Origin of the sequence: Paracoccus ferrooxidans (genome assembly GCF_029909815.1) — a bacterium.
Classification (GTDB): Bacteria; Pseudomonadota; Alphaproteobacteria; order Rhodobacterales; family Rhodobacteraceae; genus Paracoccus; species Paracoccus versutus.
This window is the reverse complement of the sequence record NZ_CP038198.1, coordinates 1,196,957-1,221,784: the sequence shown is the minus strand read 5'-3', so window position 1 is coordinate 1,221,784 and position 24,828 is coordinate 1,196,957. Positions and strand designations below refer to the sequence as shown.

The 24,828-nt window shown below is 68.4% G+C and carries 24 protein-coding genes, 1 tRNA gene and 1 riboswitch; of the genes, 16 read left to right on the top strand and 9 right to left on the bottom strand.

Annotated features, from left to right (window positions below; all coding sequences use genetic code 11):
• The first annotated feature begins 28 nt into the window (after nucleotides 1–28).
• The 5 genes from E3U26_RS06160 to E3U26_RS06140 all read left to right on the top strand — a co-directional run bounded on the left by E3U26_RS06160 (nucleotide 29) and on the right by E3U26_RS06140 (nucleotide 5,747).
• Entirely contained in the window at nucleotides 29–811 is a 783-nt protein-coding gene (locus E3U26_RS06160) for an SDR family oxidoreductase (RefSeq protein ID WP_499105745.1), read from the top strand.
• A gap of 54 nt (nucleotides 812–865) precedes the next feature.
• A riboswitch (glycine riboswitch) is annotated at nucleotides 866–955 on the top strand.
• A 133-nt stretch (nucleotides 956–1,088) separates the two neighbouring features.
• Nucleotides 1,089–2,201 carry an aminomethyltransferase family protein gene (gene gcvT, locus E3U26_RS06155; RefSeq protein WP_499105744.1) on the top strand — a complete coding sequence of 371 codons (1,113 nt, stop codon included), beginning with the start codon at nucleotides 1,089–1,091 and terminating at the stop codon, nucleotides 2,199–2,201.
• Nucleotides 2,202–2,211: 10 nt separating this feature from the next.
• Complete coding sequence (gcvH, locus tag E3U26_RS06150; RefSeq protein ID WP_081750479.1) at nucleotides 2,212–2,568, top strand: glycine cleavage system protein GcvH; 357 nt, start codon at nucleotides 2,212–2,214, stop codon at nucleotides 2,566–2,568.
• 150 nt (nucleotides 2,569–2,718) lie between these two features.
• Nucleotides 2,719–5,547: an aminomethyl-transferring glycine dehydrogenase gene (gene gcvP, locus E3U26_RS06145; protein WP_499105743.1), complete on the top strand. Its 2,829-nt coding sequence runs from the start codon at nucleotides 2,719–2,721 to the stop codon at nucleotides 5,545–5,547.
• A gap of 124 nt (nucleotides 5,548–5,671) precedes the next feature.
• A tRNA-Ala gene (locus tag E3U26_RS06140) sits at nucleotides 5,672–5,747 on the top strand.
• 132 nt (nucleotides 5,748–5,879) lie between these two features.
• Here E3U26_RS06140 and E3U26_RS06135 read toward each other — a convergent pair.
• A complete protein-coding gene (locus E3U26_RS06135) occupies nucleotides 5,880–6,080 on the bottom strand; it encodes a hypothetical protein (protein WP_499105742.1) in 201 nt (66 codons plus the stop codon).
• A gap of 88 nt (nucleotides 6,081–6,168) precedes the next feature.
• Here E3U26_RS06135 and E3U26_RS06130 point away from each other — a divergent pair.
• Together E3U26_RS06130 and E3U26_RS06125 are read left to right on the top strand one after the other, a co-directional pair.
• A protein-coding gene (locus E3U26_RS06130; protein ID WP_088238952.1) for an IS5-like element ISPme2 family transposase occupies nucleotides 6,169–6,956 on the top strand; the annotation gives its coding sequence in 2 pieces (ribosomal slippage) (nucleotides 6,169–6,505 and nucleotides 6,505–6,956; 789 coding nt in all).
• Between the two features lie 388 nt (nucleotides 6,957–7,344).
• A protein-coding gene (locus E3U26_RS06125) for an IS3-like element ISPfe1 family transposase (protein WP_114537220.1) occupies nucleotides 7,345–8,498 on the top strand; the annotation gives its coding sequence in 2 pieces (ribosomal slippage) (nucleotides 7,345–7,591 and nucleotides 7,591–8,498; 1,155 coding nt in all).
• A gap of 424 nt (nucleotides 8,499–8,922) precedes the next feature.
• Here E3U26_RS06125 and E3U26_RS06120 read toward each other — a convergent pair.
• A complete protein-coding gene (locus E3U26_RS06120) occupies nucleotides 8,923–11,139 on the bottom strand; it encodes a heavy metal translocating P-type ATPase (protein ID WP_499105741.1) in 2,217 nt (738 codons plus the stop codon).
• 92 nt (nucleotides 11,140–11,231) lie between these two features.
• On the opposite strand from E3U26_RS06120, the gene E3U26_RS06115 reads away from it, so the two are divergent.
• The 5 genes from E3U26_RS06115 to E3U26_RS06095 all read left to right on the top strand — a co-directional run bounded on the left by E3U26_RS06115 (nucleotide 11,232) and on the right by E3U26_RS06095 (nucleotide 14,081).
• A complete protein-coding gene (locus E3U26_RS06115) occupies nucleotides 11,232–11,672 on the top strand; it encodes a MerR family transcriptional regulator (protein WP_499105740.1) in 441 nt (146 codons plus the stop codon).
• Between the two features lie 67 nt (nucleotides 11,673–11,739).
• A complete protein-coding gene (gene pgsA / locus E3U26_RS06110) occupies nucleotides 11,740–12,369 on the top strand; it encodes a CDP-diacylglycerol--glycerol-3-phosphate 3-phosphatidyltransferase (protein WP_036758991.1) in 630 nt (209 codons plus the stop codon).
• The gene (gene moaD, locus E3U26_RS06105; protein WP_036759065.1) at nucleotides 12,359–12,610 is read left to right on the top strand and encodes a molybdopterin converting factor subunit 1; all 252 of its coding nucleotides are present in this window, start codon (nucleotides 12,359–12,361) and stop codon (nucleotides 12,608–12,610) included. Before pgsA ends, moaD begins: the two co-directional genes overlap by 11 nt.
• 1 nt (nucleotide 12,611) lies before the next feature.
• Nucleotides 12,612–13,052, top strand: a complete 441-nt coding sequence (locus E3U26_RS06100) for a molybdenum cofactor biosynthesis protein MoaE (RefSeq protein WP_499105739.1) — start codon at nucleotides 12,612–12,614, stop codon at nucleotides 13,050–13,052.
• 72 nt (nucleotides 13,053–13,124) lie between these two features.
• The gene (locus E3U26_RS06095) at nucleotides 13,125–14,081 is read left to right on the top strand and encodes an acetyl-CoA carboxylase carboxyltransferase subunit alpha (RefSeq protein WP_036758998.1); all 957 of its coding nucleotides are present in this window, start codon (nucleotides 13,125–13,127) and stop codon (nucleotides 14,079–14,081) included.
• A 284-nt stretch (nucleotides 14,082–14,365) separates the two neighbouring features.
• Here the strand turns inward: E3U26_RS06095 and E3U26_RS06090 are convergent, their stop codons facing one another.
• Complete coding sequence (locus tag E3U26_RS06090; RefSeq protein WP_499105738.1) at nucleotides 14,366–15,634, bottom strand: aspartate aminotransferase family protein; 1,269 nt, start codon at nucleotides 15,632–15,634, stop codon at nucleotides 14,366–14,368.
• A 100-nt stretch (nucleotides 15,635–15,734) separates the two neighbouring features.
• Between E3U26_RS06090 and E3U26_RS06085 the strand changes: the two genes are divergently transcribed.
• Nucleotides 15,735–16,451 carry a rhomboid family intramembrane serine protease gene (locus E3U26_RS06085; RefSeq protein ID WP_499105737.1) on the top strand — a complete coding sequence of 239 codons (717 nt, stop codon included), beginning with the start codon at nucleotides 15,735–15,737 and terminating at the stop codon, nucleotides 16,449–16,451.
• On the opposite strand, the gene mnmC2 is transcribed toward E3U26_RS06085, so the two are convergent.
• Nucleotides 16,448–17,104, bottom strand: a complete 657-nt coding sequence (mnmC2, locus tag E3U26_RS06080; RefSeq protein WP_499105736.1) for a tRNA (5-methylaminomethyl-2-thiouridine)(34)-methyltransferase MnmC2 — start codon at nucleotides 17,102–17,104, stop codon at nucleotides 16,448–16,450. The genes E3U26_RS06085 and mnmC2 overlap by 4 nt on opposite strands.
• A gap of 47 nt (nucleotides 17,105–17,151) precedes the next feature.
• Between mnmC2 and E3U26_RS06075 the strand changes: the two genes are divergently transcribed.
• Nucleotides 17,152–18,168, top strand: coding sequence for an NAD(P)/FAD-dependent oxidoreductase (locus E3U26_RS06075; RefSeq protein ID WP_036759004.1), 1,017 nt, complete (start codon nucleotides 17,152–17,154; stop codon nucleotides 18,166–18,168).
• Here the strand turns inward: E3U26_RS06075 and E3U26_RS06070 are convergent.
• Nucleotides 18,152–18,661 (bottom strand): NnrU family protein, encoded by a 510-nt coding sequence (locus tag E3U26_RS06070; protein ID WP_036759006.1) that lies wholly within the window; start codon nucleotides 18,659–18,661, stop codon nucleotides 18,152–18,154. The genes E3U26_RS06075 and E3U26_RS06070 overlap by 17 nt on opposite strands.
• Before the next feature lie 89 nt (nucleotides 18,662–18,750).
• Here E3U26_RS06070 and E3U26_RS06065 point away from each other — a divergent pair, with 89 nt between their 5' ends.
• The gene (locus E3U26_RS06065) at nucleotides 18,751–19,314 is read left to right on the top strand and encodes a DUF4202 domain-containing protein (RefSeq protein WP_036759070.1); all 564 of its coding nucleotides are present in this window, start codon (nucleotides 18,751–18,753) and stop codon (nucleotides 19,312–19,314) included.
• Between the two features lie 16 nt (nucleotides 19,315–19,330).
• The gene (locus E3U26_RS06060) at nucleotides 19,331–19,993 is read left to right on the top strand and encodes a sirohydrochlorin chelatase (protein WP_499105735.1); all 663 of its coding nucleotides are present in this window, start codon (nucleotides 19,331–19,333) and stop codon (nucleotides 19,991–19,993) included.
• Here the strand turns inward: E3U26_RS06060 and E3U26_RS06055 are convergent.
• The 4 genes from E3U26_RS06055 to E3U26_RS06040 form a co-directional block, all read right to left on the bottom strand.
• Entirely contained in the window at nucleotides 19,990–20,313 is a 324-nt protein-coding gene (locus E3U26_RS06055) for a DnaJ family domain-containing protein (protein WP_036759010.1), read from the bottom strand. The genes E3U26_RS06060 and E3U26_RS06055 overlap by 4 nt on opposite strands.
• A gap of 69 nt (nucleotides 20,314–20,382) precedes the next feature.
• Nucleotides 20,383–23,475, bottom strand: coding sequence for a valine--tRNA ligase (locus E3U26_RS06050; protein ID WP_499105734.1), 3,093 nt, complete (start codon nucleotides 23,473–23,475; stop codon nucleotides 20,383–20,385).
• A gap of 61 nt (nucleotides 23,476–23,536) precedes the next feature.
• Nucleotides 23,537–24,196, bottom strand: coding sequence for a glutathione S-transferase family protein (locus E3U26_RS06045; protein WP_499105733.1), 660 nt, complete (start codon nucleotides 24,194–24,196; stop codon nucleotides 23,537–23,539).
• Nucleotides 24,196–24,828 (bottom strand): glutathione S-transferase family protein, encoded by a 633-nt coding sequence (locus E3U26_RS06040; RefSeq protein ID WP_499105732.1) that lies wholly within the window; start codon nucleotides 24,826–24,828, stop codon nucleotides 24,196–24,198. Before E3U26_RS06040 ends, E3U26_RS06045 begins: the two co-directional genes overlap by 1 nt.

Here is a 24,828-nt window from a genome sequence, read left to right as displayed (position 1 = left end):
TGGCGGCGAGCTGAACAGGAGGGAAGCCATGGATATGGGGATCAGGGGCAAGAAGGGGCTTGTCTGCGCCGCGTCGAAGGGGCTGGGCCGGGCCTGCGCCGAAGCCCTGGCCGAGGCCGGGGTCGATCTGGTCGTCAACGCCCGCGGCGCCGAGGCGCTGGAGGCGGCCGCGCGCGACATCGCGTCGCGTCATGGCGTTTCGGTCACGCCGGTCGCCGCCGACATCACCACCGAAGAGGGCCGCGCCGCCGTGCTGGAGGCCCTGGCCGGTCAGGCCGACATCCTGGTCAACAATGCCGGCGGCCCGCCGCCCGGCACCTGGACCGACTGGTCGCGCGAGGATTTCATCAAGGCCATCGACGCCAATATGCTGACCGCCATCGCGCTGATGCAGGCGCTGGTGCCGGGCATGATGGAGCGCGGCTGGGGCCGGGTGGTCAACATCACCTCGCAATCCGTGCGCTCGCCCATCGCGGTGCTGGGGCTGTCGAACACCGCCCGCGCCGGGCTGACCGGCTTTGTCGCCGGCATGTCGCGGCAGGTGGCGCCGCATGGCGTGGTGGTGAACAACCTGCTGCCCGGCATCCATGCCACCGACCGCGCCGTCAGCCTCGATTCGGGCGTGGCCAGGGCCGAGGGCATCGACCTCGACGAGGCCCGCCGTCGGCGCGAGGCGACGATCCCGACCCGCAGCTATGGCCGCCCCGAGGATTTCGGCGCCGCCTGCGCCTTCCTGTGCAGCCAGCAGGCGCGGTTCATGGTCGGTCAGAATATCCTGCTGGACGGGGGCGCGCTGAACGTCACGGTCTGAAAAACCGGGCGGCAGAAGGCTCTTGCCAGAATCCTGCCGCCCGGCTACGACGAAAGTCGGAAATCGGGAGACATTGGCGAAAAGCCAGGGCCGAAGGAGCAACCGCCCCAGGAATCTCTCAGGCAAAGGGACCGTTTTCCGCCGAACGCTCTGGAGAGAGGCGGCATCAGCCGCCCGCCGAAGGGATAACGATCTCAGGCGCCCCCGCTTCGGGGTAGGGACAGAGGGGGCATCGCAGCGGCCGGGACAGGTCCGTCCGCAGAAAAGGGGGATGCCCATGGCCGAGTTTCGGCGCACGACGCTATATGACCTGCACCTTTCGCGCGGCGCGAAGATGGTGCCCTTTGCCGGCTGGGAGATGCCGGTGCAATATCCGATGGGCGTGCTGAACGAGCATCTGCATACCCGCGCCCATGCCGGGCTGTTCGACGTCAGCCACATGGGCCAGGTGATCCTGCGCGGGCCGGGCGCGGCCGAGGCGCTGGAGGCGCTGGTGCCCGCCGACATCCTGGGCCTGGCCCAGGGGCGGCAGCGCTACGGGCTGTTCACCAATGAGGCGGGCGGCATCCTCGACGACCTGATGATCGCCAACAAGGGCGACCACCTGCTGCTGGTGGTGAACGCCGCCTGCGCCGAGCAGGACATCGCCCATCTGCGCCAGCTGGAGGCGCGGGGGATTTCGGTCGAGCCGGTGACGGATCGCGGGCTGCTGGCGCTGCAGGGGCCGGAGGCCGAGGCGGTGCTGGCGCGGCTGGTTCCCGGCGTGGCGGCGATGCGCTTCATGGACGTGGCCGAGTTCGACTGGCAGGGCGCGACGCTCTGGGTCAGCCGCTCGGGCTATACCGGCGAGGACGGGTTCGAGATTTCCGTGCCCGAGGACCGGGTGGTCGCCCTGGCCGAGGCGCTGCTGGCCGAGCCCGAGGTCGCGCCCATCGGGCTGGGCGCCCGCGACAGCCTGCGGCTGGAGGCGGGGATGCCGCTTTACGGCCATGACATGGACGGCTCGAGCCTGCCCGGCGAGGCGGGGCTCGGCTGGTCGATCCCCAAGGCGCGGCGCGCCGGCGGCGCCCGCGCGGGCGGCTTTCCCGGCGCGGATGCCGTGCTGGAGGAACTGGCCCGAGGCCCCGCCCAGAGCCGCATGGGCCTGCGCCCCGAGGGCCGCGCGCCGATCCGCGAGGGGGTCGGGATCTTCGACGCGGCCGAGGGCGGCGCCCTGCTGGGCAAGGTCTGCTCGGGCGGCTTCGGCCCTTCGGTCGGCGGGCCGATCGCCATGGCGATCCTGCCCGCGCGGCTTGCCCCCGGCGCCACCGTCTGGGCCGAATTGCGCGGCCGGCGGCTGCCGGTGACGATCACCCCGCTTCCCTTCCATCAACCAAGCTACAGGCGCTGAGAGGCCAGGCATGTTGAAATACACCGAAGACCACGAATGGTTGAAACAGGACGGCGACGAGATCGTCGTCGGCATCACGGCGCATGCCAGCGAGCAGCTGGGCGACGTCGTCTTCGTCGAGCTGCCCGAGGTCGGCCGCGAGGTCGAGGCGGGCGAGGAGATCGTGGTGATCGAATCGGTCAAGGCGGCCTCGGACATCGTGGCGCCGGTCGCGGGCGTCATCACCGCCGTCAACGAGGCGCTGCCCGACGCGCCCGGCGCGGTGAACGAGGATCCGATGGCGGCCTGGTTCTTTCGCATCAAGCCGGCCTCGGTCGACCTGTCCGGTTTCCTGGACGAGGCGGGCTACCAGGCGCTGATCGGCTGAGATTGCCGGGCCTGGCGGCCCGGCGGAAGCCGGGGGCTGTCTGCCCCCGGACCCCCGAGAGTATTTGGAGAACGGAGAAAGGTGGGCGTTTCGGGCCCGCGCGATCTCCGGGACCGTCCCCGTGGATATACTGATGCATCGAGGCCAGTGATGGGTAAATGGACCCCGACCGACTATGATCCCGACGATTTCGCCAATCGCCGCCACATCGGGCCGTCCCCGGCCGAGATGGCGGCGATGCTGAAGGTCGTGGGCGCCGAGACGCTGGATGAGCTGATCGGCCAGACCGTGCCGGCCAGCATCCGGCAGGCCGAGGCCCTGGACTGGCCGGCGCTGTCCGAGGCGGCGCTTTTGCAGCGCATGCGCGAGGTGGCGGCCAGGAACCGGGTCATGACCAGCCTGATCGGGCAGGGCTATTACGGCACGGTGACGCCGCCCGCGATCCAGCGCAATATCCTGGAGAACCCGGCCTGGTATACCGCCTACACCCCCTATCAGCCCGAGATCGCCCAGGGCCGGCTGGAGGCGCTGCTGAACTTCCAGACCATGGTCGCCGACCTGACCGGGCTGCCGGTGGCCAATGCCAGCCTGCTGGACGAGGCCACCGCCGCCGCCGAGGCCATGGCCATGGCGCAGCGCGTGGCCAAGTCCAAGGCGCCTGCGTTCTTCGTCAGCGAGAACCTGCATCCCCAGACCATCGCCGTGATCGAGACCCGTGCCGCGCCGCTGGGGATCGAGGTCGTCCGCGGCACGGAATGCGATCCGTCGGCCGTGTTCGGGGCGATCTTCCAGTATCCCGGCACTTTCGGCGAGGTCCGGGACTATACCGCCGAGATCGCGGCGCTGCATGCCGCGGGCGCGGTGGCGATCATGGCGACCGACCTGCTGGCGCTTTGCGTGCTGAAGGAGCCGGGCGCGATGGGCGCCGACATCGCCATCGGCTCGGCGCAGCGCTTCGGCGTGCCCATGGGCTATGGCGGGCCGCATGCCGGCTTCATGGCCTGCCGCGACGAGATGAAGCGCGCCATGCCGGGGCGGATCGTCGGCGTGTCGATCGACGCCAAGGGCAACCGCGCCTATCGCCTGTCGCTGCAGACGCGTGAACAGCATATCCGGCGCGAGAAGGCGACCTCGAACGTCTGCACCGCGCAGGCGCTGCTGGCGGTGATGGCGAGCTTCTATGCCGTGTTCCATGGGCCGGTCGGCCTGCGCGCCATCGCCCAGCGGGTGCATCTGAACGCGGCGACGCTGGCCGAGGCGCTGCGCGCCGCCGGGGCCGAGGTCCAGCCCGAGGCGTTCTTCGACACCATCACCGTGCGGGTGGGCGTGGGGCAGGCGGGGATCCTGGCCGCCGCCCGGCATCGCGGCATCAACCTGCGCCAGGTCGGGCGCGACCGGGTCGGGATCTCGGTCGACGAGACCACGGATGCGGGGGTGATCGCGCGGGTGCTGGACGCTTTCGGCATCACCGACCCGGCCCGTCCGGCCGCGACGCCCACGATCCCCGAGGCGCTGATCCGCGAAAGCGACTACCTGACCCATCCGGTCTTCCACATGAACCGGGCGGAATCCGAGATGATGCGCTATATGCGCAGGCTCAGCGACCGCGACCTGGCGCTGGATCGGGCGATGATCCCGCTGGGTTCCTGCACCATGAAGCTGAACGCCGCTGCCGAGATGATGCCGATCACCTGGCCCGAGTTCGGTGCGCTGCATCCCTTTGCCCCCGAGGACCAGGCGGCCGGCTATCACGAGGTCTTTGCCGACCTGACCGAGAAGCTGTGCGCGATCACCGGCTATGACGCGTTTTCCCTGCAGCCGAACAGCGGCGCGCAGGGCGAATATGCCGGGCTGCTGACCATCGCCGCCTATCACAAGTCGCGGGGCGAGGATCGCGATATCTGCCTGATCCCGGTCAGCGCCCATGGCACCAACCCGGCCAGCGCGCAGATGGCGGGGATGAAGGTCGTGGTGGTGAAATCGGCGCCGAACGGCGACATCGACCTGGAGGATTTCGCCGCACATGCGGCGAAGGCCGGCGACCGGCTGTCGGCGGTGATGATCACCTATCCCTCGACGCATGGCGTCTTCGAGGACACGCTGCGCGAGGTCTGCCGCATCACCCATGACCATGGCGGCCAGGTCTATATCGACGGCGCCAACATGAACGCGCTGGTGGGGCTGGTGCGGCCGGGCGAGATTGGCGGCGATGTCAGCCATCTGAACCTGCACAAGACCTTTGCCATCCCGCATGGCGGCGGCGGTCCCGGCATGGGGCCCATCGGGGTCAAGGCGCATCTGGCGCCCTTCCTGCCCGCCGATCCGCGGACGGGTTCGGGCGCGGTCTCGGCGGCGCCTTGGGGGTCTGCCTCGATCCTGCTGATCTCTTGGGCCTATATCCTGATGATGGGCGGCGCCGGGCTGACGCAGGCGACGCGGGTCGCGATCCTGAACGCGAATTATGTCGCCAGCCGCCTGACCGGCGCCTATCCGGTGCTGTTCATGGGCAATCGCGGCCGGGTGGCGCATGAATGCATCCTGGACACCCGGCCTTTCCAGGAGCATGGCGTGACCGTGGACGACATCGCCAAGCGGCTGATCGACAACGGTTTCCACGCGCCCACGATGAGCTGGCCGGTCGCCGGCACGCTGATGGTCGAGCCGACCGAATCGGAAACCAAGGCCGAGATCGACCGGCTGGTCACCGCCTTCCTGGCGATCCGCGACGAGATCACCGAGATCGCCGAGGGCCGGATCGGTGCCGAGGCGTCGCCCCTGCGTCATGCGCCGCATACGGTCGAGGATCTGGTTGCCGACTGGGACCGCGCCTATTCGCGCGAGCAGGGCTGTTTCCCGCCGGGCGCCTTCCGGGTGGACAAGTACTGGCCGCCGGTCGGGCGGGTGGACAATGCCTATGGCGACCGCAACCTGGTCTGCACCTGTCCCCCGGTCGAGGATTATGCCGAGGCGGCAGAGTGATGCGTCCTGCCCCGCCGATGTTTCGGCGGGGTTTTCCCGCGGCAGGGGGCAGAGCAGAAAGCTTCGAAACAGGTCTTGCGGCCCCTTGACAAGCCCCGGCGCTTGCGCGAGATAGCACGCCGATGGGGCCGTAGCTCAGTTGGTAGAGCGCATCGTTCGCAATGATGAGGTCAGGGGTTCGATTCCCCTCGGCTCCACCAGAAAATCCGCATAGAATTATGTTTTTATAGGGTTTTCTGTGGGGTTTCCCGCATTCATCCCATCATCAAGGCCGGTCACGTTTCTGGTCTTGGCGAGGCCGAGAAGATTTCCTCGCCAGACTATGCGATGCCTCATGGAATTGGGCGAAAGTCGGGGCTTTCGATTCGGTGCAACGGGTGCAAATATTCCCCTGCACATCGCCTGATTCTGAAATCGACCCCTCGATAGAACCCGAAATCATTCAGCCAAGTAACGCCGCAGACACTGCACACATCGGGCACTTTCCGATTGGCGCGCTGCTTCGACGGCTTGGATAGCTCTCTTTTGACCACAGTGCGATCTGACTTGCCAATGGCTTAGGGCGTGTTGACAAAAGGGATTCACCGGGCGCGGTGATCGTGATTCAAGCTGGTATCTGCAATGGAGACCAGCGTGGCACGAAACCTGATGTCGAACGACGAGTGGGCGTTCTTTGAACGCTTCATCCTGGCTGTCCGTTCTCCGAACGGCCGCAAGCCCACGAACCATCGGCTTGTTCTGGATGGGATTTTCTGGATCGCCCGAACGGGGTCGCCCTGGCGCGACCTGCCGGAAGAGTTCGGCAAATGGTCGTCTGTCTATCGGCAGTTCCGGCGCTGGACGTTGGCGGGGCTGTGGGAACAGATCCTGGAGGCGCTGAACGAGAGCCGGATCGTGCCGGATGCGCTGCAGATGATCGACAGCACCGTGGTTCGCGCTCATCATCAGGCAGCGGGCGCAAAAGGGGGACTCCGCGCCAAGGTTTCGGCCGCTCGCGAGGTGGCTTCACGACCAAGATCCATCTGCGGGTCAATGCGGCAGGCCTGCCCATGAGAACCGAGATCACGGCCGGGCAGACATCGGACTACCTCGGCTTCGATCTGGTCATGGCTGACAACCTGCCCGAGCCAAGCGTTCTGCTCGCAGACCGCGGCTACGACTCCGACAACATCCGCAAGACCATGGAGGTGCGCGACGTGGTGCCGGTCATCCCCATGCGCAAAACCCGGAAGCTACGGGTCGCCGTTGACCGCAGGCTCTACCGCCTGCGCAATCTCGTTGAGCGGTGCTTCAACAAGCTCAAGAATGCCCGTCGCGTCGCCACCCGCTACGACAAGACCGCCGAAAGCTTCCTGGGCTTCATCGACATCACGTCGATCCGCCTCTGGCTCCGCCATTTGTCAACATGACCTAGCGCGGTCGTCCGAAATACCCGTGCCAAATTCAATGATCAGGGCGACATCGCACCGACCGTTCTCATTGTTTTTAACCCCGGCCTCATTGTGTCCTTTGCCGATATACTCATAGCACTCATGCTCTTGATCAGCGCTATCGAGAACTTGAACGCCGTTCGCAAACTGCCGCCGATACTTGGGCCTAACCGTGGTGATCTGAAGTGGAGGGACACCAATCTTCGCCGTCAGATCAGCAACAATCTCGCTGATGCGCGGCTGATCAACTTGGTCGTAGTGCTGGATCGTACGCGATGCCCTCAAACTGATGCCTGGAGTGACCTGCCCCCCGGAAGTTCCCTCGCTGTGATGTAGAGTCTGCCCAACCTGAGAAGGAGCAGACGACATGAGGAAAAGCCGGTTCACCGAGGCGCAGATTATCGGGATGATCAAGGAGCAGGAGGCGGGTTTGCCGACTTCCGAGCTTTGCCGGAAGCACGGGTTGAGCCCCGCGACGTTCTACAAGCTCAAGGCGAAGTATGGCGGGATGGACCTGTCGGACGCCAAGCGGCTGAAGCAGCTCGAGGACGAGAACGCGAAGCTGAAGCGCCTTCTGGCCGATGCCATGCTGGACAACGTGGTTCTGAAGGATCTCTTGGGAAAGCCCTGACGACACCGGTGCAACGGCGGGACGCGGTGCTGCGGGCGATGAAGGATCATCCGATCTCTCAGCGTCGGGCCTGTGTCCTGATCGGTGTCGATCCGAAGACGGTGCGGCGTGACAGGCCACCCGACAACCCGGAAATCCGTGAGGAGATGCACAAGATTGCCGAGAAGCGCCGGCGGTTCGGCTACCGGCGCGTGGGCATCCTGCTGGAGCGCAAGGGCATGATCATGAACGAGAAGAAGCTCTATCGCATCTACCGGGAAGAGGGCCTGTCGGTGCGCCGCAGGCGTGGCCGCAAGAGGGCACGAGGTAGCCGGACGCCAATACCAGCGCCGTTGAGGCCAAACCAGCGGTGGTCGTTAGACTTCCTGTCCGACACGTTCGGGGCCTGCCGCAAGTTCCGCATTCTGGCTGTGAACGACGATTGCTGCCGCGAGAACCTGGCGTTGATCGCTGACACGAGCATCTCTGGGGCTCGGGTGGCACGGGAACTGGATGCGCTGGTCAGGATTTACGGCAAGCCCGCTTGCATCGTCAGCGACAACGGAACCGAGTTCACCAGCAAGGCCATCCTGAAATGGGCCAACGCGAACGGCGTCGAATGGCACTACATCGACCCGGGCAAGCCGCAGCAGAATGGCTACATCGAAAGCTTCAACGGCAGCCTGCGCGACGAATGCCTGAACGAGGAAATCTTCGACAGCCTGGCTGATGCCCGCCGCAAACTGGCCCTCTGGCGCTACGACTACAACAACGTCAGGCCCCATTCCTCGCTGGGCAACAAGACCCCGTCCGACGCGCGCCGAGCGCTTGAGCAATCTGAGGGCTCCGCGCCCGGCGCGCTTGCCACACCCGAAACCAACCAATATCAACCCCAAGGACTCTCGTTATGAACGAGGGACGACCGGGGGGCAGGTCAGGAGGAAGGAGCGGATAATTCATCCGGATCCGTTCACTGGTGCGATTGTTCCGCCCAAAGCTACGGTTAAGCTCACACCGTCCCGGATATTCGATCTTGATAGGTGTCGATGTCGGCATATGGAATATCATCTTATATTCTTTAAAGGGTGCGCTTGTGTCACTATTGCTCAAGCTCTCAAGAACGGACGGTTCTCTGCCTTTGTCGGCCATATCTTGCGGCGCATATGCTGCAAGGGCAACTTTGACCTGATCAGGCTTGTGGCCGGGCGCTATTCCCAGAATGTCCAGAGGTTCGCGCGGCCTAAGCGGCAGATCCTTCCCGCCGGGCCGGCCCTTCGACCCTGGAGGGATCGCCAGGCGGCCGACCTGACAAGCAGCGCGCCTGGCGGATCGACCCTAGCCCGCCTTGCCGGGGTCGTGGCCCAGCAGGCGCAGGGCATTGAGCGTGACCAGCACGGTCGCGCCGGTATCGGCCAGGATGGCGATCCACAGCCCGGTGATGCCGAGGACCGAGGTCACCAGGAACACCGCCTTCAGTCCCAGCGCGATGGCGACGTTCTGGCGGATGTTGCCCATCGTCGCCCGCGCCAGCCGGATCAGCGCCGGAACGTCCGCCACCCGGTCGCGCAGGATCGCCGCATCCGCCGTCTCCAGCGCCACGTCGGTGCCCGAGCCCATCGCCACCCCCACGCTCGCCTGCTTCAGCGCCGGGGCGTCGTTGATGCCGTCGCCGATCATCATCACGCCCCCCTGCGCGGCCATCTCGCGGATCGCGGCCAGCTTGCCTTCGGGCAGCATCCCGGCGCGATGGTCCATGCCAAGGGCACCCGCGATGGCCTCGGCGGTGCGCGGGTTGTCGCCGGTCAGCATGACCGCGCCGACATCCAGCGCGCGAAGCTGGGCCATCGCCTCGGCGGCATCGGCGCGCGGCTCGTCGCGCATGGCGATCAACCCCAGGGGGCGGCGCGCGCGAAAGACCGCGACCACGGTCTTGCCCTCGCTTTCCAGCGCGGTGGCGCGGCGGATCGCATCGGCTTCGATTCCGCCCTGCTCGGCGGCATGGCGGGGCGAGGATACCCATGCGGGCTCGTTTGCGACGACCGCCTCGACCCCCCGGCCCACCAGCGCCCGCGCCTCGCGCGCGGGCAGCGGGGCCACGCCCGCCTCGGCGGCGCGCGCCAGGATGGCCCGCGCCAGCGGATGGCTGGAGCCGGCCTCGACCCCGCCCGCCACCGCCAGCAGCCCGGCCTCGTCCACGCCGGCGGCCGGCACCAGGTCGGTGACCACCGGCCGGCCATGCGTCAGCGTGCCGGTCTTGTCGAAGGCGACATGGGTGACCTTGGCCGCGGCCTCGATCACCGCGCCGCCCTTCATCAACAGCCCGCGCTTCGCCCCGGCCGAGAGCGAGGAGGCTATCGAGGCCGGGACCGAGATCACCAGCGCGCAGGGGCAGCCGATCAGCAGCAGCGCCAGGCCGCGATAGATCCAGCTCCCCCAGTCCGCGCCGAATGCCAGCGGCGGCACCAGCACCACCAGCGCCGAGACCGCCACCACGGCGGGCATGTACCAGCGGCTGAAGCGGTCGATGAAGCGCTCGGTGGGCGCGCGGGCTTCCTCGGCCTCCTCGACCAGGCGGATGATGCGGGCGATGGTGTTGTCCGCAGGCTCGCGCATGACGCGCACGCGCAGCGCCGCCTCGGTATTGATCGAGCCTGCGAAAACCCCGTCCCCCGGTCCCTTGGTCACCGGCACGCTCTCGCCGGTCACCGGGCTGTCGTCGATGCCGCTCGTGCCCTCGGCGATCGCGCCATCGGCGGGGATGCGGTCGCCGGGACGGACCAGCACGACCTGGCCGATCTCCAGGCTGTCGGCGGGAACCTCCCGCGTCTTGCCGTTCACCTCCAGCAGCGCGGTCTTGGGCACCAGATCCGCCAGCGCCCGGATGCCGTCGCGCGCCCGGCCGGCGGCGACACCCTCCAGCACCTCGCCCAGGGCGAACAGGAACACGACCAGCGCCGCCTCCTCGGCGGCACCGATGAAGAGGGCACCGACGGCGGCGATGGTCATCAGGCTTTCGATGGTGAAGGGCTGGCCCAGGCGCAGCGCCGCGAAGGCGCGCTTCGCCACCGGGGCGACGCCGATCACGCAGGCCAGCAGGAAGGCCCAATAGCCCCATTCGGCCGTGGTCAGCAGCTCGAAGGCCCAGGCCGCGGCCAGCAGCAGGCCGGTCATGACGACCAGCCGGCCCTTGGCGGTGCGATGCCATCTCTGGCCGCGGGCAGCGCCATGGTCGTGGCCATGCGCGGCCGGGGCCGTCGCCAGCGCCATATCCGTCGCAGGCGCGGCATCGGGCAGCACGAAGGCCTTCTTGCGCGGTGCCTCCTGCCCGCGCGGCGCGATGCCAAAGCCCAGGCGCCGAACCGTGTCCTCGATCTGGTCGCGGCTTGTCCCGTCCGGGTGCAGCGTCAGCGACAGCTTCTCGGCCATCAGCCCGACCGAGACCTCGCCCACCCCCGGCATCCGCTCGACCGCCGCGGCGATCTTGCGGGTGCAGGCGGCGCAGTCCATGCCCGTCACCGTCCATTCGACCCGTTCGGCATTTTCGTCACGCATCGTTCATCTCCTGCCCGCGCAGACCGCGGGCCTTGTCCTCGATGATTCGGGAACCTAGGTGCTCCAGCAACTAGAGCTTCAAGGGGTTTCTCATGCTCTCCATCGGAAAACTCAGCCGGGCGACCGGGGTGAAGGTGCCGACGATCCGCTATTACGAGCAGATCGGCCTGCTGCCCCAGCCCGAGCGGACGGCGGGCAACCAGCGGCTTTACGCGCGAAAGACGCAAGAGCGGCTGGCCTTCATCCGCCACGCCCGCGACCTGGGCTTCCCGCTCGAGGCGATCCGCGAGTTGCTGGGCCTGTCGGACCGGCCGGACATCCCCTGCACCGCCGCCGACGAGATCGCCGGCCGCCAGCTTGCGGCGGTCAATGCCCGCATCGCCCGGCTGACGGTGTTGCGCGACGAATTGCAGCGCATGCTGGCGCAATGCGCCTGCGGCACCATCGCCGACTGCCGGGTGATCGAGGTGCTGGGCAACCATGCGCTTTGCACCCATGACCACGGCGCGGCGGGGCAGGGCGAGCCGGCCTGACAGCGGGATGCGACTGATGGCCTCGGGCCCCCTTCCCCCCGCCGCGCCGAAAGCCTAGATTGCCCCCATGCGCTGGACATTGCCCAATATCCTGACCGTTTTGCGACTTGCGGCCGCGCCGCTGGTGCCGCTGATGTTCTTTTTCCTCAGCCGGCCGTTCGCCGATTTCGCGGCGCTGGCGCTGTTCCTGGTCGCGGCCGTGACCGACTGGTTCGACGGCTACCTGGCCCGCGCCTGGGGCCAGGAAAGCCGCTTCGGTGCCGCCATGGACCCCATCGCCGACAAGGCCATGGTCATCATCGCCGTGGTGGTCATCACTGGCTATTCCGGCATGAATCCCTGGCTGATCCTGCCTGCGACGGTGATCCTGTTCCGCGAGGTCTTCGTCTCGGGCCTGCGCGAATTCCTGGGCGACAAGGCCCGGCTGCTCAAGGTCACCAAGCTTGCCAAGTGGAAGACCACGGCGCAGATGGTGGCGATCGCCGTGCTTTTCCTGGGGACCGGGCTGAACTATTATGAAACCGGCCACCCGCCCCTGGTGGGCGAGACCAGCCTGCCTTGGTCCGACAACTGGTCGGACCTGGCGACCCAGGCCGGGCTGGCGCTGATCTGGATCGCCGCGGTGCTGACCGCGATCACCGGCTGGGACTATTTCGCCAAGGCCCGGCCCTTCCTGAGGGATGACCATGGCGCTTGACGTGCTGTATTTCGCCTGGCTGCGCGAACGCATCGGCCAGCCGCGCGAGCGGATCGAGACCGAGGCCGCGACCGTGCGCGATCTGGTCGCGCAGCTTGCCGCCATGGACGAATGGCATGCCACGGCGCTGGCCGACCTGTCGGCGGTGCGCGTGGCCGTCGACCAGGAACTGGCCGACCTGGACGCGCCCCTGGCGGGGGTGCGCGAGGTCGCCTTCTTCCCGCCGATGACCGGGGGCTGAGATGTCGGCCAGGGTCCAGGCTGCGCCTTTCGAGCTTGCCGCCGAACTGGCGGGCTTCGGCGCGGGCTCGGGCGCGGTCGTCACCTTCACCGGGCTTGTGCGCGACGAAGGCGGCCGGCTGGTCGCGCTGGAGATCGAGCATTACCCCGGCATGACCGAAAAGGCGCTGGCCGCCTATGGCGAAGAGGCAGCGCGGCGCTTTGCGCTGGACGACTGGCGCATCCTGCACCGCCATGGCCGGCTGGCGGTGGGCGAGCCGATCATGATGGTCGCCACCGCCGCCCGCCACCGCGCGGCGGCCTTCGAGGCGGCGGAATACCTGATGGACTGGCTGAAATCCCGCGCCCCCTTCTGGAAGCGCGAGATCGGCCCGGACGGCCCCGGCGCCTGGGTCGATGCCCGAGCCGAGGACGAGGACGCGCTGTCGCGGTGGCAAGGCTGACGTTGCAATCCCGCCCTGCGGCGATCATATAGGGCGCGGACCAGACGACCGGATGACAGCGCGGAGCCCTGCATGACTTACCTGGAGTTCGAAAAGCCCCTTGCCGATCTTGAAGGCAAGGCCGAGGAACTGCGGGCGCTGGCCCGAAAGGGCGAGGGCGTCGATCTGGAAAAGGAGGCGGCGGCCCTGGACCGCAAGGCCGAGGAGATGCTGCGCGACCTCTACCGGCAGCTCGATCCCTGGCGCAAGACGCAGGTCGCCCGCCACCCCGAACGGCCGCATTGCCGCGACTACATTGAGGCGCTTTTCACCGAATACACACCCTTGGCCGGCGACCGCGCCTTTGGCGAGGATCACGCGGTCATGGGCGGGCTGGCGCGGTTCAAGGACCAGCCCTGCGTCGTCATCGGCCATGAAAAGGGCAATGACACCAAGTCGCGCATCTTTCACAATTTCGGCATGGCCCGCCCCGAGGGCTATCGCAAGGCGATCCGGCTGATGGATGTCGCCGACCGCTTCCGCCTGCCGGTGATCACGCTGGTCGACACCCCCGGCGCCTATCCCGGCAAGGGCGCCGAGGAACGCGGGCAGTCCGAGGCCATCGCCCGCTCGACCGAGAAATGCCTGCAGATCGGCGTGCCGCTGGTTTCGGTCATCATCGGCGAGGGCGGCTCGGGCGGGGCGGTGGCCTTTGCCACGGCGAACCGCATCGCCATGCTGGAGCATTCGATCTATTCGGTGATCTCGCCCGAGGGCTGCGCCTCGATCCTGTGGAAGGATGCCGAGAAGATGCGCGAGGCGGCGCATGCGCTGAAGCTGACGGCGCAGGATCTGAAGAAGCTCGAGGTGATTGACCGCATCATCGCCGAACCCATGGGCGGTGCGCAGCGCGCCCCCGCCGAGGCGGTCGCGGCGGTGGGAGAGGCGATCGCGGCCATGCTGGGCGAGCTGTCCGGCCGGAAGCCCGCCGAGCTGATCCGCGACCGGCGGCAGAAATTCCTGGCCATGGGCTCGAAGGCGCTGGCCTGAACGCCCGCCGCCTTCTGGTCGGCTAGTCGAAAAACGAAAACAGGCGTACGACGCCTCCCCGGTCCGGCTCGTCATGATCCGGTGCCGAACCTTCGCATCTTCTCTGTTGTCCAAATACCCATGCGGCAGTGCCCGCTGGCGCCGCCGCATGGGTATTTGGACAACGAAGAAGCACCAGGCGCGCCGCGGTTTGCGGGGCGGTTCTTTCCGTTTTCCAAATACCCAGCCGCCGCTGCCCCTGGGCGCGGCCGCGGGAGTATTTGCGAAACGGTGAAAGCGCGCAATCAGCCGCGGGCGGCCTGGATGGATGCCTCGAGAATGTCCAGCGCCTCGTCGAAGACCGCGTCGGGGATGGTCAGCGGCGCGAGGAAGCGGATCACATTGCCATGGACACCGCAGGTCAGCAGGATCAGCTTGCGCGCCAGCGCCTCTTCCCGGACGCGGTTGGCGAAATCCGGGCTGGGCCTGTCGGTGCCGGCGATGTTGAACTCGACCGCGTTCATGAAGCCGGGGCCGCGGATGTCCACGATCTCGGGCACGGTCTCGGCGATCCCGGCCAGGCGCTGCTTGAGCCGCTGGCCGAGGCGGGTGGCGCGGTCGCAAAGCCCCTCGTCCGCGATCACGTCCAGCACGGCATGGGCGGCGGCGACCGCCAGCGGGTTGCCGGCATAGGTGCCGCCCAGGCCGCCCGGCGCCGGGCTGTCCATGACGTCGGCGCGGCCGGTGACGGCGCTGATCGGCAGTCCGCCGCCCAGCCCCTTGGCCATGCAGGTCAGGTCGGCGGCGACGCCGTGATGCTCCATCGCGAACAGCTTGCCGGTGCGGGCGAAGCCGGTCTGCACCTCGTCGGCGATGAGCAGGATGGAATACTGGTCGCAGATCTGGCGCAGGCGCTGGATGAAGCCCGGCGGCGCTTCGTAGAAGCCGCCCTCGCCCTGCGCCGGCTCGACGATGATGGCGGCGACGCGCGAGGGGTCGATGTCGGCCTTGAACAGCCGGTCGAGCGCGGCCAGCGCGTCCTCGGCCGTGACGCCGTGCAGTTCGTTCGGGAAGGGCAGGTGCCAGATGTCGTTCATCATCGGCCCGAACCCGGCCTTGTAGGGCTGGACCTTGCCGGTCAGCGACATGCCCAGGAAGGTGCGGCCATGGAAGCCGCCGGCAAAGGCGATGACGCCGGCGCGGCCGGTGTGGTGGCGGGCGATCTTGACCGCGTTCTCGACCGCCTCGGCGCCGGTGGTGTAGAAGGCGGTCTTCCTTGGCCCCTCGCCGGGGACGAGCGCGTTCAGCCGCTCGGCCAGGGCGACGTAGTTTTCATAGGGCACGACCTGGTGGCAGGTATGGGTGAAGCGGTCGAGCTGCGCCTTCACCGCCTCGACCACCCGCGGGTGGCGGTGGCCGGTATTGACCACGGCGATGCCGGCGGCGAAGTCGATATAGCGATTGCCGTCCTTGTCCCAGATCTCGGCATTCTCGGCGCGCTCGGCATAGACCTGCGTGGTCATGCCCACCCCGCGCGAGATGGCGGCGTTCCTGCGGTCGGTCAGGCTGGTCATCGGCCCCTCCTCGATGCGATTCGCAGGTGATGCTATACGCGGCCCGGCGATCCGAACAGGCCCGCTTGCGCGCACCCATGCGATGCTTCAGGCTGTGGCCATGTTCCCGATCCGCGACCATAACCCCTCGGCGCGCACGCCCTATGTCACCCATGCGCTGATCCTGCTGAACGTGGCGATGTTCCTGATCACCATGCCCTGGGCGGGCGGGCAGGTCGGGCTGTGGCACCGGCTGGCGCTTTACCCGGTCGCCATCGCCCATGGCGAATGGCTGTGGGGGCTGGCCACGCATATGTTCCTGCATGCCGGGATCCTGCATCTTGCCGGCAACATGCTATTCCTGTGGGTCTTTGGCGACAACCTCGAGGACCAGATGGGCGGCTTGGGCTTCCTGGTCTTCTACCTGGCCTGCGGGCTTGCCGCGGCGGGGGCGCAGATCGCCGCGGTTCCGATGGACGACATTCCCATGGTCGGCGCCTCGGGCGCCATCGCCGGGGTGATGGGGGGATACCTGCTGATGTTCCCGCGCGCCCGCGTCGACGTGATCGCCATCATCATCGTCATCATCCGCCGCTTCACCATCCCGGCCTGGGTGCTGCTGCTGGCCTGGTTCGGCATCCAGCTCTTGGCCAGTGCCAGCATGGTCGACGACGGCGTGGCCTATGTCGCCCATGCTGCCGGTTTCCTGGCCGGGATCGTGCTGGCGGTGCCGGTCTTTTTGCGCCGGGGCGGGCCGGACTTCTGGCGGCGCACCCATGGCCGGCCGCCGCATGCACCGACCTATGCCCCCTCGCGCATCCCGCGGGTGCGGCGCTAGAGCTGGCCGCGGCTCATGTGGCGCTTGCCGGCGAAGCCGGGGGCGCGGCTGACCGCGAAGCCCGCCGCCGCCAGCGCCCGGCGCACATGGCCCGCCGCGGTATAGGTGGCGAAGGTGCCGCCCGGCGCAGTATGGGCCGCCACCTCGGCCATCAGCGCCTCGCCCCAAAGCTCGGGGTTCCGCGCGGGCGAGAAGCCGTCGAGGAACCAGGCATCGGCGCGGCCCTGCCAGCGCGGCAGCGCGTCGCGGGCATCGGCGCGGATGATCTCGGCCGCGACGGTGCCCAGGGTGAAACGCGGCTGCGGCCAATTGTCGCGCAGCTGGTGCGCCAGCGGCTCCAGTTCGGGAAAGGCGGCATGGGCGCGGGCCAGTTCGCCCCTGCTCATCGGGAAGGCCTCGAAGCTGGTGAAGCGGATCGGCACGGTGGCGACCTGGGCCAGCGCCAGCAGGTTCAGCCCGGTGCCGAAGCCCAGCTCGGCCACGTGAAAGCCCGGCCGCAACCGAGCCGGCAGGTCGTTGCCGGCCAGGAAGACGTGGCGCGTCTCGTCGAGCCCGCCGTTCAGGCTGAAATAGGGATCGTCGAAGCGGCGCGAGACGGGGATCGCGCCCTCGCGCCAGTCCAGATCGGCGCTGCTCTGGTCGGACGGCTGCATTCGCGCTAACTCCTCTTTGCAGCGGCAGATGCGGCGAAAGGGACCGGATGGCAAGCGAAATCACGGTGGCGGGCGGCGGGATCTTCGGCCTGGCCTGCGCCTGGGAACTGACGCGGCGCGGCCGCAAGGTGCGGCTGTTCGAGGCGGATCGGATCGGCGCCGGCGCCTCGGGCGGGCATGTGGGCGCGTTGGCGCCGCATGCGCCCGAGAACTGGAACGACAAGAAGCAGGTGCAGCTGGACGCGCTGGTCGCGGCCACGGATTGGTGGGCCGAGGTCGGGGCCGCGGGCGGCGTCGATCCCGGCTATGCCCGCACCGGCCGCATCCAGCCCGTGGCCCCAGGCGCCGAGGCACGCATGGCCGAGCGGATCAGGGCCGCCCGCGCCCATTGGCCGCAATGGGCGGGGATGGAACTGACCGAACGGCCGCAGGCGGCGCTGGTCCCGGTCTCGCCCTCGGGGCTGTGGCTTGTGGACCGGCTGACCGCCCGGATCAGCCCGCGCCGGGCCGGCGCGGCGCTGGCCGCCGCGATTCGCGCCCAGGGCGGCGAGATCGTCGAGGGGCAGGCCGCCCCCGATGCCCCGGCGATCTGGGCGACCGGGGCGGCGGGGCTGGCACCCTTTGGCGGCAACGGCGTCAAGGGCCAGTCGGCCCTGCTGGCGCTGGACATGGCCGATGCCCCGCAGGTCTTTGCCGACGGCATCCATGTCATTCCCCATGCCGACGGGACGGTGGCGATCGGCTCGACCACCGAACGCGACGTGCTGGACCGGCGGACGGACGAACAGCTCGAGGCGGTGATCGACAAGGCCCGCGTGCTGTGCCCGGCCCTGGCGGATGCCCCGGTGATCGACCGCTGGGCCGGCATCCGGCCCCGTGCCCGGTCGCGGGCGCCGCTGGTCGGGCCATGGCCGGGGCGGCCCGGCCATTACGTTGCCAATGGCGGCTTCAAGATCGGCCTGGCGATGGCGCCGGCCATTGCCGCGATGCTGGCCGACCTGATGCTCGAGGGCCGCGACCGCATCCCGCCGGGCTTCTGGCCCAAGCTCAGGGCAGGGGGCTGACGCCGATCACCGGCAGGTGCAGGTAAAGCAGCGCCGCCCAGGCCAGCGCTGCCAGGGCCAGGCGCGGCCAGGTCAGGCGCAGCGACGCGCCCCGCCGCAAGCTGATCGCCAGGCCGAACAGCGCATAGGCCAGCAACAGCCCGAACAGGATGACATGCGCCAAATCGCCGTTCGCGACCAGATGCACCGCGCCCCACAGGGTAAAGCCGGCCATCAGCCCGGCCATGCCGCCCAGGGTCGCCGCCAGCACCGCAACCGGCATGACCAGGTTGACCAGCCAGCGCATCCAGGGCTGCTGCGGCCAGATCTCGACAAAGGGCGCCCGGCCCGCGGCCAGGATCAGCCAGTAAAGCAGCGCCAGCGACAGCAGGCTGTAGCCGGCGACATAGGCGCGCTTGCCCAGCCGCGCGACCAGCGGCCCGCGCAGCCGCGCCGGTATGACATGCGAGCCCAGGAAGGCCGCCAGCGCCAATGCGAATTCGCCCCATTCCATGCCGGAAGCCTAGCCTTGCGCCCGCGGGACGGCAATCCGCGTTGACGCCGCGCGTTCCTGCGGCATGATGGCGCAAAAAAGAGGACCGCATGACCCGCCTTCAGAAAGCCTTCGACGCCATCGACAAGGCCAATGCCGCCGATCCGCATCTCAGCCCCGACGGCCAGCCCGAGGCGCTGCTCTACGGCCAGCGCATGACGGCCGAGCAGCAGGCGCTTTATCCCGACGCCTCGGAACCGCTGCGCATCGCCTGCCGCGGCCAGCATGTCGAGCGCTGGCAACTGCCGCGCGACGCCTATCCGATGGACCGCGCCGGCTACCTGGCCTGGCGCACCGAACAGGGCCGCCGCCACGCCGCCCGCATCGCCGGCATCATGCGCGAGGCCGGCTATGGCGACGAAGACGTCGCGGCGGCCGAAAAGATGCTGACCAAGCAGGGCATCAAGCGCGACGGCGCGGTGCAGGCGCTGGAGGACGTGGCCTGCTTCACCTTCATCCGCTGGTACATGGGCCCCTTCGCCGAGGGGCGCGACGCCGAGGAACTGCAGCGCATCGTGGAAAAGACCGCGCGCAAGATGTCCGCCATGGCCCGCGCCCGCGCGCTGGAGGAATTCGCCATCCCCGAGCCCTTCGCCGCCGCCTTCCGTGCATAGGGTGCCGCCCCAGGTCTTGATCGTTGCCCATGGCCAGCCCGGCGACCCCGCCCCGCAGCAACAGGCCATCGAGGCGCTGGCCGCCCGCATCCATGTCCCCGGTGCGCAGGTCCGGGGCGCGACGCTGGCCATGCCCGGCGCGCTGGACCGGGCGGATGACGAGACGCTGATCTATCCGCTGTTCATGGCGACGGGCTGGTTCACCCGCAGCGAACTGCCGCGCCGGCTGGCGCTGGCCGGTGCGGCGCAGGCCCGCATCCTGCCGCCCTTCGGCAGCGATCCCGGCCTGCCCGCGCTCTGCCTCGCCCAGGTCGCCGGGGCGGCCGAGGCGCAGGGCTGGCGGCTGGCCGAAACCCATGTGCTGGTCGCCGCCCATGGCTCCGGCCGCTCGCGCGCGCCGTCCGAGGCCGCACGGCAGATCGCGGCAAGCCTCGCCCCGCACGCCGCCGCCGCGACCTGCGGCTTCATCGAGGAAGCGCCCCATATCGCCGAGGCCGCCCGCGGCCTGCCCGCGCAGGCGATCTGCCTGCCGCTCTTTGCCACCCAGGCCGATCACGTCACAGACGACCTGCCCGCGGCGCTTGCCCAAACGGGCTTCCAGGGCCTCCTCCTGCCCCCCGTCGGCCTCGCCCCCGAGGTTCCGGCGATGATCGCCAGGGCCATCGGCCGCGCGCTTTAGCTCTTCATGAACCGCCGCCGCGCCTCGATGGCGATGGCGCGGCGCATCTCCAGATCGGCGATTCGCGCCAGCGCCGCATCGCGCTCGGCCCCTTCCGGGACCCCGGCCAGCGCCGTGCGCTCGGCGTCGATACGCTTCTTCAGCACGATCTCTTCGGGCAGGACACCGGCCTCGGCCATGATCCGAAAGCCGATGGCCTCGCCCGTTTCGGGCTCATGCCGCTGCGGCAAGGGCTTGCCCTCGCCCTCCAGGCCCGAAAGCTTGCCCTCGGCCCGGGCCTTCAGCATCATCCGTTCGGCAATCCGTTCCAGCCAGCGCATCCCGCCCGCCTTTCCGTTTCCCCAATACCCATGCGACCGAGCCACCGGCACGGCGCAAGGGCCGGGGGCTTACATCGCCGCCAGCTGCGCCAGCGCCGCGCGGATGCGGGCCAGGTCGTCCTCGAGCGCGGCGAGCTTCTCGCGCGTCTCCTCGATCACCTCCGGCTCGGCATTCTCGACAAAGCGCGGATTGGCCAGCCGCCCGCGCAGGCCCGAGGCGTCCTTCTCGGCCTTGGCGGCGGCCTTTTCCAGCCGCGCGGTCTCGGCGCCGACGTCGATCATCGCGCCCACCGGCAGGGCAAAGCTCGCCCCCAGCGCCGCGACCGAGATCATGCCCGGTCCCATGACGCCCTCGACGGGCGCGTTCACCCGCGCCAGCCGCTCGATCAGCGGGGCGTTGGCGGCCAGCGCCGCCCGCGCCGCATCGTCGGCCTCGGTCACGATCAGGTCGGGGCGGGCGCCGGCCGGCACGCCGATCTGGGCGCGGGCCGAGCGGATGGCCTCGATCAGCGAGATCACCCAGTTCATCTGCCGGTCGGCCTCGGCGTCGATCAGCTCGGCGCCATAGGCGGGCCAGTCGCCATGCACCAGCATCCGCTGGCGATCCCCGGTCAAGGACCACAGCTCCTCGGTGACGAAGGGCATGATCGGGTGCAGCAGGGTGTAGCACTGGTCCAGCACCCAGCCCATGGTGGCCTGTGTTTCCTCGCGATACTCGCCGTCGAACAGGGGCTTGGAGAACTCGACATACCAGTCGCAGACCTTGCCCCAGACGAAGGCGTAAAGCCCCGAGGCCGCGTCGTTGAAGCGGAAGCCGGCCAGCGCCTCGTCGGTGGCCTGCCGGATGCGGGCGACCTCGCCGATGATCCAGCGGTTCACCACGTGCCGGGGCTGGGGCCGCGCACCGCCGCCGCGAACGCCGTTCATCTCGGCAAAGCGGGTGGCGTTCCAGATCTTGGTGACGAAATTGCGGTTCGCCTCGACATGCTTCGGCCCCAGCTTGGGGTCGCGGCCCATGGCGGCCATGCTGGTCAGGGTAAAGCGCAGCGCGTCGGCGCCGTATTCGTCGATCAGGGTCAGCGGGTCGATGACGTTGCCTTTCGACTTCGACATCTTGGCGCCCTTTTCGTCGCGCACCAGCCCGTGGACATAGACGGTGCGGAACGGCACCTGCCCGACCACGGCCAGCTGCATCATCATCATCCGGGCGACCCAGAAGAAGATGATGTCGAAGCCCGTCACCAGCACGTCGGTCGGGAAATAGCGGCGCAGCTCGGCCGTGTCCTCGGGCCAGCCCAACGTGCCGATGGGCCACAGCCCCGAGGAAAACCAGGTATCCAGCACATCCGCGTCGCGCCAGACCGGATAGACCAGCTTCGTCGGATCCTGCGTCAGGTTGTAATCGGCCAGCCCCTGGGCAAAGGCGTCGATGGCGGCCTCGCGGTCCGCGACCTCGACCACGCGTGCCATCTCCAGCGGCACCGGCAGTTCGGCGGTGGAATCGCGGAACTTCTCGACCACCTCGGCAAAGCTCGACGCGGCATGGTGGATCTCGTCGCGATGGACCAGGCCCTCTTCCAGCAGGGCAAAGATCTCGACCTCGTCCAGCACGCCGTCATGGTCGTCCTCGACCTGGCCCTCCAGCCGCAGGTCGAGCCCATACCAGACCGGGATCTGGTGGCCCCACCACAGCTGGCGGCTGATGGTCCAGGGCTCGATGTTCTCCAGCCAGTGGAAATAGACCTTTTCATGCTGCTCGGGCAGGATGCGGGTCTGGCCCGAGCGCACCGCCTCCAGCGCCGGGCCGACGATCCTGGCGGTGTCCACGAACCACTGGTCGGTCAGCATCGGCTCGATCACCACGCCCGAGCGGTCGCCAAAGGGCTGCATGATCGGCTTGCTGTCCACCAGGGCGCGGCGTTCCAGATGCTCGGCGCCGGTTTCCTTGTCGATGGACTTGTGCAGATAGGTGACGGCCAGCCCTTCGCCGGTGATCGCCTCGACCACCCGGGCCCGCGCCTCGTAGCGGTCGAGGCCGCGCAGCTCCTCCGGCACCAGGTTCACGTTCGAGACGTCGCCCACGTCCTCGCCCCGCGCGGCGCGGGTGGCGATCTCGGCGCTTTCCTCGTAGCCGAGGCCGTCGTCGCGCATCCGCCCCTTGCCGTCCATCAGCACGTAAAGCGGGATGCCCGCGCGCATGGCCACGGCATAGTCGTTGAAGTCATGCGCCCCGGTGATCTTGACCGCGCCCGAGCCGAAATCCGGGTCGGGATATTCGTCGGTGATGATCGGGATCAGGCGGCGGTGTTCCTTGAGCCCGACCGGGATCTCGCAAAGCTTGCCGACGATGGGGGCATAGCGCGCATCGTCCGGGTGGACCGCGACCGCGCCGTCGCCCAGCATGGTTTCGGGCCGGGTGGTGGCGATGGAGATATAGTCGCGGGTCTCGCGCAGGGTGACGTTGCCGTCGGCGTCGCGTTCCACGTATTCATAGGTCTCGCCGCCGGCCAGCGGATACTTGAAATGCCACATATGGCCGGGAACCTCGCGGTTCTCGACTTCCAGGTCGGAAATCGCCGTCTCGAAATGCGGATCCCAGTTGACCAGCCGCTTGCCGCGATAGATCAGGCCCTTGTCGTGCATGTCCACGAAGACCTTGATGACGGCATCGTGGAAATTGCCTTCCTCGCCCTCGGGCGCGCCGGGGGCGCCGGACATGGTGAAGGCGTTGCGCGACCAGTCGCAGGATGCGCCCAGGCGCTTCAGTTGCTCGATGATGGTATGGCCGGATTCCTGCTTCCAGGCCCAGACCTTTTGCAGGAAGGCCTCGCGCCCGATCTCGCGGCGGTTCGGTTCCTGCCGCTCGGCCATGCGGCGTTCCACGACCATCTGCGTGGCGATGCCGGCATGGTCCTGGCCGGGCTGCCACAGCGTGTCGAAGCCGCGCATCCGGTGCCAGCGCACCAGGATGTCCTGCAAGGTGTTGTTCAGCGCGTGGCCGATATGCAGGCTGCCGGTCACGTTCGGGGGCGGGATCACCACCGAGAAGCTTTCCGCCCCCGGCTTCGCATTGGCGCCCGCGGCGAAGGCATTGCTTGCCGCCCATTCCCGCGCGATCCGCGCCTCGGCGGTCCCGGCGTCGAAATTCTTGTCCATGGCCATGTCGCTTACCCCTTGAATTGCCCAAGGGGATAGCGAAACCACGGCGAAAGGCCAAGAGGCGCTAGAGAAACCGCGCCGCAATCCCGTCCTTGAACGGGAACCAGCCGTAATAGGGCCGCGCGCCCTCGATCACCCGCTGGACCGAGGGTCGCGCCACCAGCCGTTCGAAATACGCGGTCAGGCGCGGATGATCCGCAAAGGGATGAATGGCGCCGGCATAGAACAGTGCCGGAAAGGCCGCGCAATCGGCCAGGCCGAAGCGGCCGGCGATCCAGTCGCGGCCGTCAAGCTGGCGGTCCAGCGCGGCATAGGCCAGGTCCAGCTTGCCGCGGGCAAAGGGCGCGACCCGTTCCTCGGCCCCCTCGGCCATGAAGATGCGGGCATCGACGATCTGCTGCATCATCTGCATGACTTGGAAATCCAGGAAGCGATCCCATTGCCGCGCCGGCAGCGAGGCATCGGGGTCCGGGTCCAAGAGCCGCTGCGGCCCGGAATGATGCCGGTCCAGCCATTCGATCATCAGCGAGCTTTGCGACAGCACCAGATCGCCCTCGCGCAGCGCCGGCATCCGGCCCATGGGTTCGACCGAGCGCATCAGCGCCCGGTCGCTTTCGTCACCCAGGTCGATGTGGCAAAACTCGAAATCCGTCCCCAGTTCGTGAAGCGCGATCAGCACCTTCTGTGTATAGGAGGACAGCGGGTGGCCATAGAGCGTCAGCATCACGCGGCCTGCGCGAAATGCGCGACCTGTGCGGCATGGGCGCGCTGGAAGGCCGGGCGGGCGGTGATGCGGTTCACATAGGCCGCCAGCACCGGATAGGCGGCAAGCTCGCCCAGGCTGTCGACGAGGCGCAGCACGTCGGCCAGCAATATGTCGGCGATGGTGAAGCGGCCGGCGGCGATGAAATCCCGCCTCTCCAGCACCGGCACCAGTTGGGCCAGGCGTTCGCGCAGGCGCGGCAGGGCCAGTTCCTCGGCCCGTGCGTCCTGGTCGAAGATCCGCGCCAGAGCCATGGCCATCACCGGGGGTTCCAGCGTGTTGAGCGCGGCGATCAGCCATTGCTGCGTCTCGGCCCGCGCGGCGGCGTCGCGCGGCATCAGCGTCTCGGCGCGCTCGCCCAGGTAAAGCAGGATCGCGCCGCTTTCGAACAGCGACAGATCGCCGTCGCGCAGGATCGGCACCTGGCCAAAGGGCTGGCGGGCGAAATGCTGCGCGGTCTTTTCGCGCACGCTGGTGGTTTCGATCCGATAGGGCAGGCCGGCTTCCTCGCAGGCCCAGCGGATGCGCAGGTCGCGGACATAGCCCACGGCAAAGGGCGGCACCCAGTCATAGGTGGTGATGGCGAAGGTCAT

Excerpts from the sequence above, each read along its gene's own strand:
- E3U26_RS06065 (WP_036759070.1), top strand. The coding sequence starts at position 18,751 with ATGACCCGCCTTCAGAAAGCCTTCGACGCCATCGACAAGGCCAATGCC.
- gcvP (WP_499105743.1), top strand. The coding sequence starts at position 2,719 with ATGGGTAAATGGACCCCGACCGACTATGATCCCGACGATTTCGCCAAT.
- E3U26_RS06095 (WP_036758998.1), top strand. The coding sequence starts at position 13,125 with ATGACTTACCTGGAGTTCGAAAAGCCCCTTGCCGATCTTGAAGGCAAG.
- E3U26_RS06045 (WP_499105733.1), bottom strand. The coding sequence starts at position 24,196 with ATGCTGACGCTCTATGGCCACCCGCTGTCCTCCTATACACAGAAGGTG.
- E3U26_RS06160 (WP_499105745.1), top strand. The coding sequence starts at position 29 with ATGGATATGGGGATCAGGGGCAAGAAGGGGCTTGTCTGCGCCGCGTCG.
- E3U26_RS06100 (WP_499105739.1), top strand. The coding sequence starts at position 12,612 with ATGTCGGCCAGGGTCCAGGCTGCGCCTTTCGAGCTTGCCGCCGAACTG.
- E3U26_RS06050 (WP_499105734.1), bottom strand. The coding sequence starts at position 23,475 with ATGGCCATGGACAAGAATTTCGACGCCGGGACCGCCGAGGCGCGGATC.
- E3U26_RS06115 (WP_499105740.1), top strand. The coding sequence starts at position 11,232 with ATGCTCTCCATCGGAAAACTCAGCCGGGCGACCGGGGTGAAGGTGCCG.
- E3U26_RS06070 (WP_036759006.1), bottom strand. The coding sequence starts at position 18,661 with ATGGAATGGGGCGAATTCGCATTGGCGCTGGCGGCCTTCCTGGGCTCG.
- E3U26_RS06055 (WP_036759010.1), bottom strand. The coding sequence starts at position 20,313 with ATGCGCTGGCTGGAACGGATTGCCGAACGGATGATGCTGAAGGCCCGG.
- E3U26_RS06075 (WP_036759004.1), top strand. The coding sequence starts at position 17,152 with ATGGCAAGCGAAATCACGGTGGCGGGCGGCGGGATCTTCGGCCTGGCC.
- moaD (WP_036759065.1), top strand. The coding sequence starts at position 12,359 with ATGGCGCTTGACGTGCTGTATTTCGCCTGGCTGCGCGAACGCATCGGC.
- E3U26_RS06040 (WP_499105732.1), bottom strand. The coding sequence starts at position 24,828 with ATGACCTTCGCCATCACCACCTATGACTGGGTGCCGCCCTTTGCCGTG.
- mnmC2 (WP_499105736.1), bottom strand. The coding sequence starts at position 17,104 with ATGCAGCCGTCCGACCAGAGCAGCGCCGATCTGGACTGGCGCGAGGGC.
- E3U26_RS06085 (WP_499105737.1), top strand. The coding sequence starts at position 15,735 with ATGTTCCCGATCCGCGACCATAACCCCTCGGCGCGCACGCCCTATGTC.
- gcvT (WP_499105744.1), top strand. The coding sequence starts at position 1,089 with ATGGCCGAGTTTCGGCGCACGACGCTATATGACCTGCACCTTTCGCGC.
- gcvH (WP_081750479.1), top strand. The coding sequence starts at position 2,212 with ATGTTGAAATACACCGAAGACCACGAATGGTTGAAACAGGACGGCGAC.
- E3U26_RS06090 (WP_499105738.1), bottom strand. The coding sequence starts at position 15,634 with ATGACCAGCCTGACCGACCGCAGGAACGCCGCCATCTCGCGCGGGGTG.
- E3U26_RS06120 (WP_499105741.1), bottom strand. The coding sequence starts at position 11,139 with ATGCGTGACGAAAATGCCGAACGGGTCGAATGGACGGTGACGGGCATG.
- pgsA (WP_036758991.1), top strand. The coding sequence starts at position 11,740 with ATGCGCTGGACATTGCCCAATATCCTGACCGTTTTGCGACTTGCGGCC.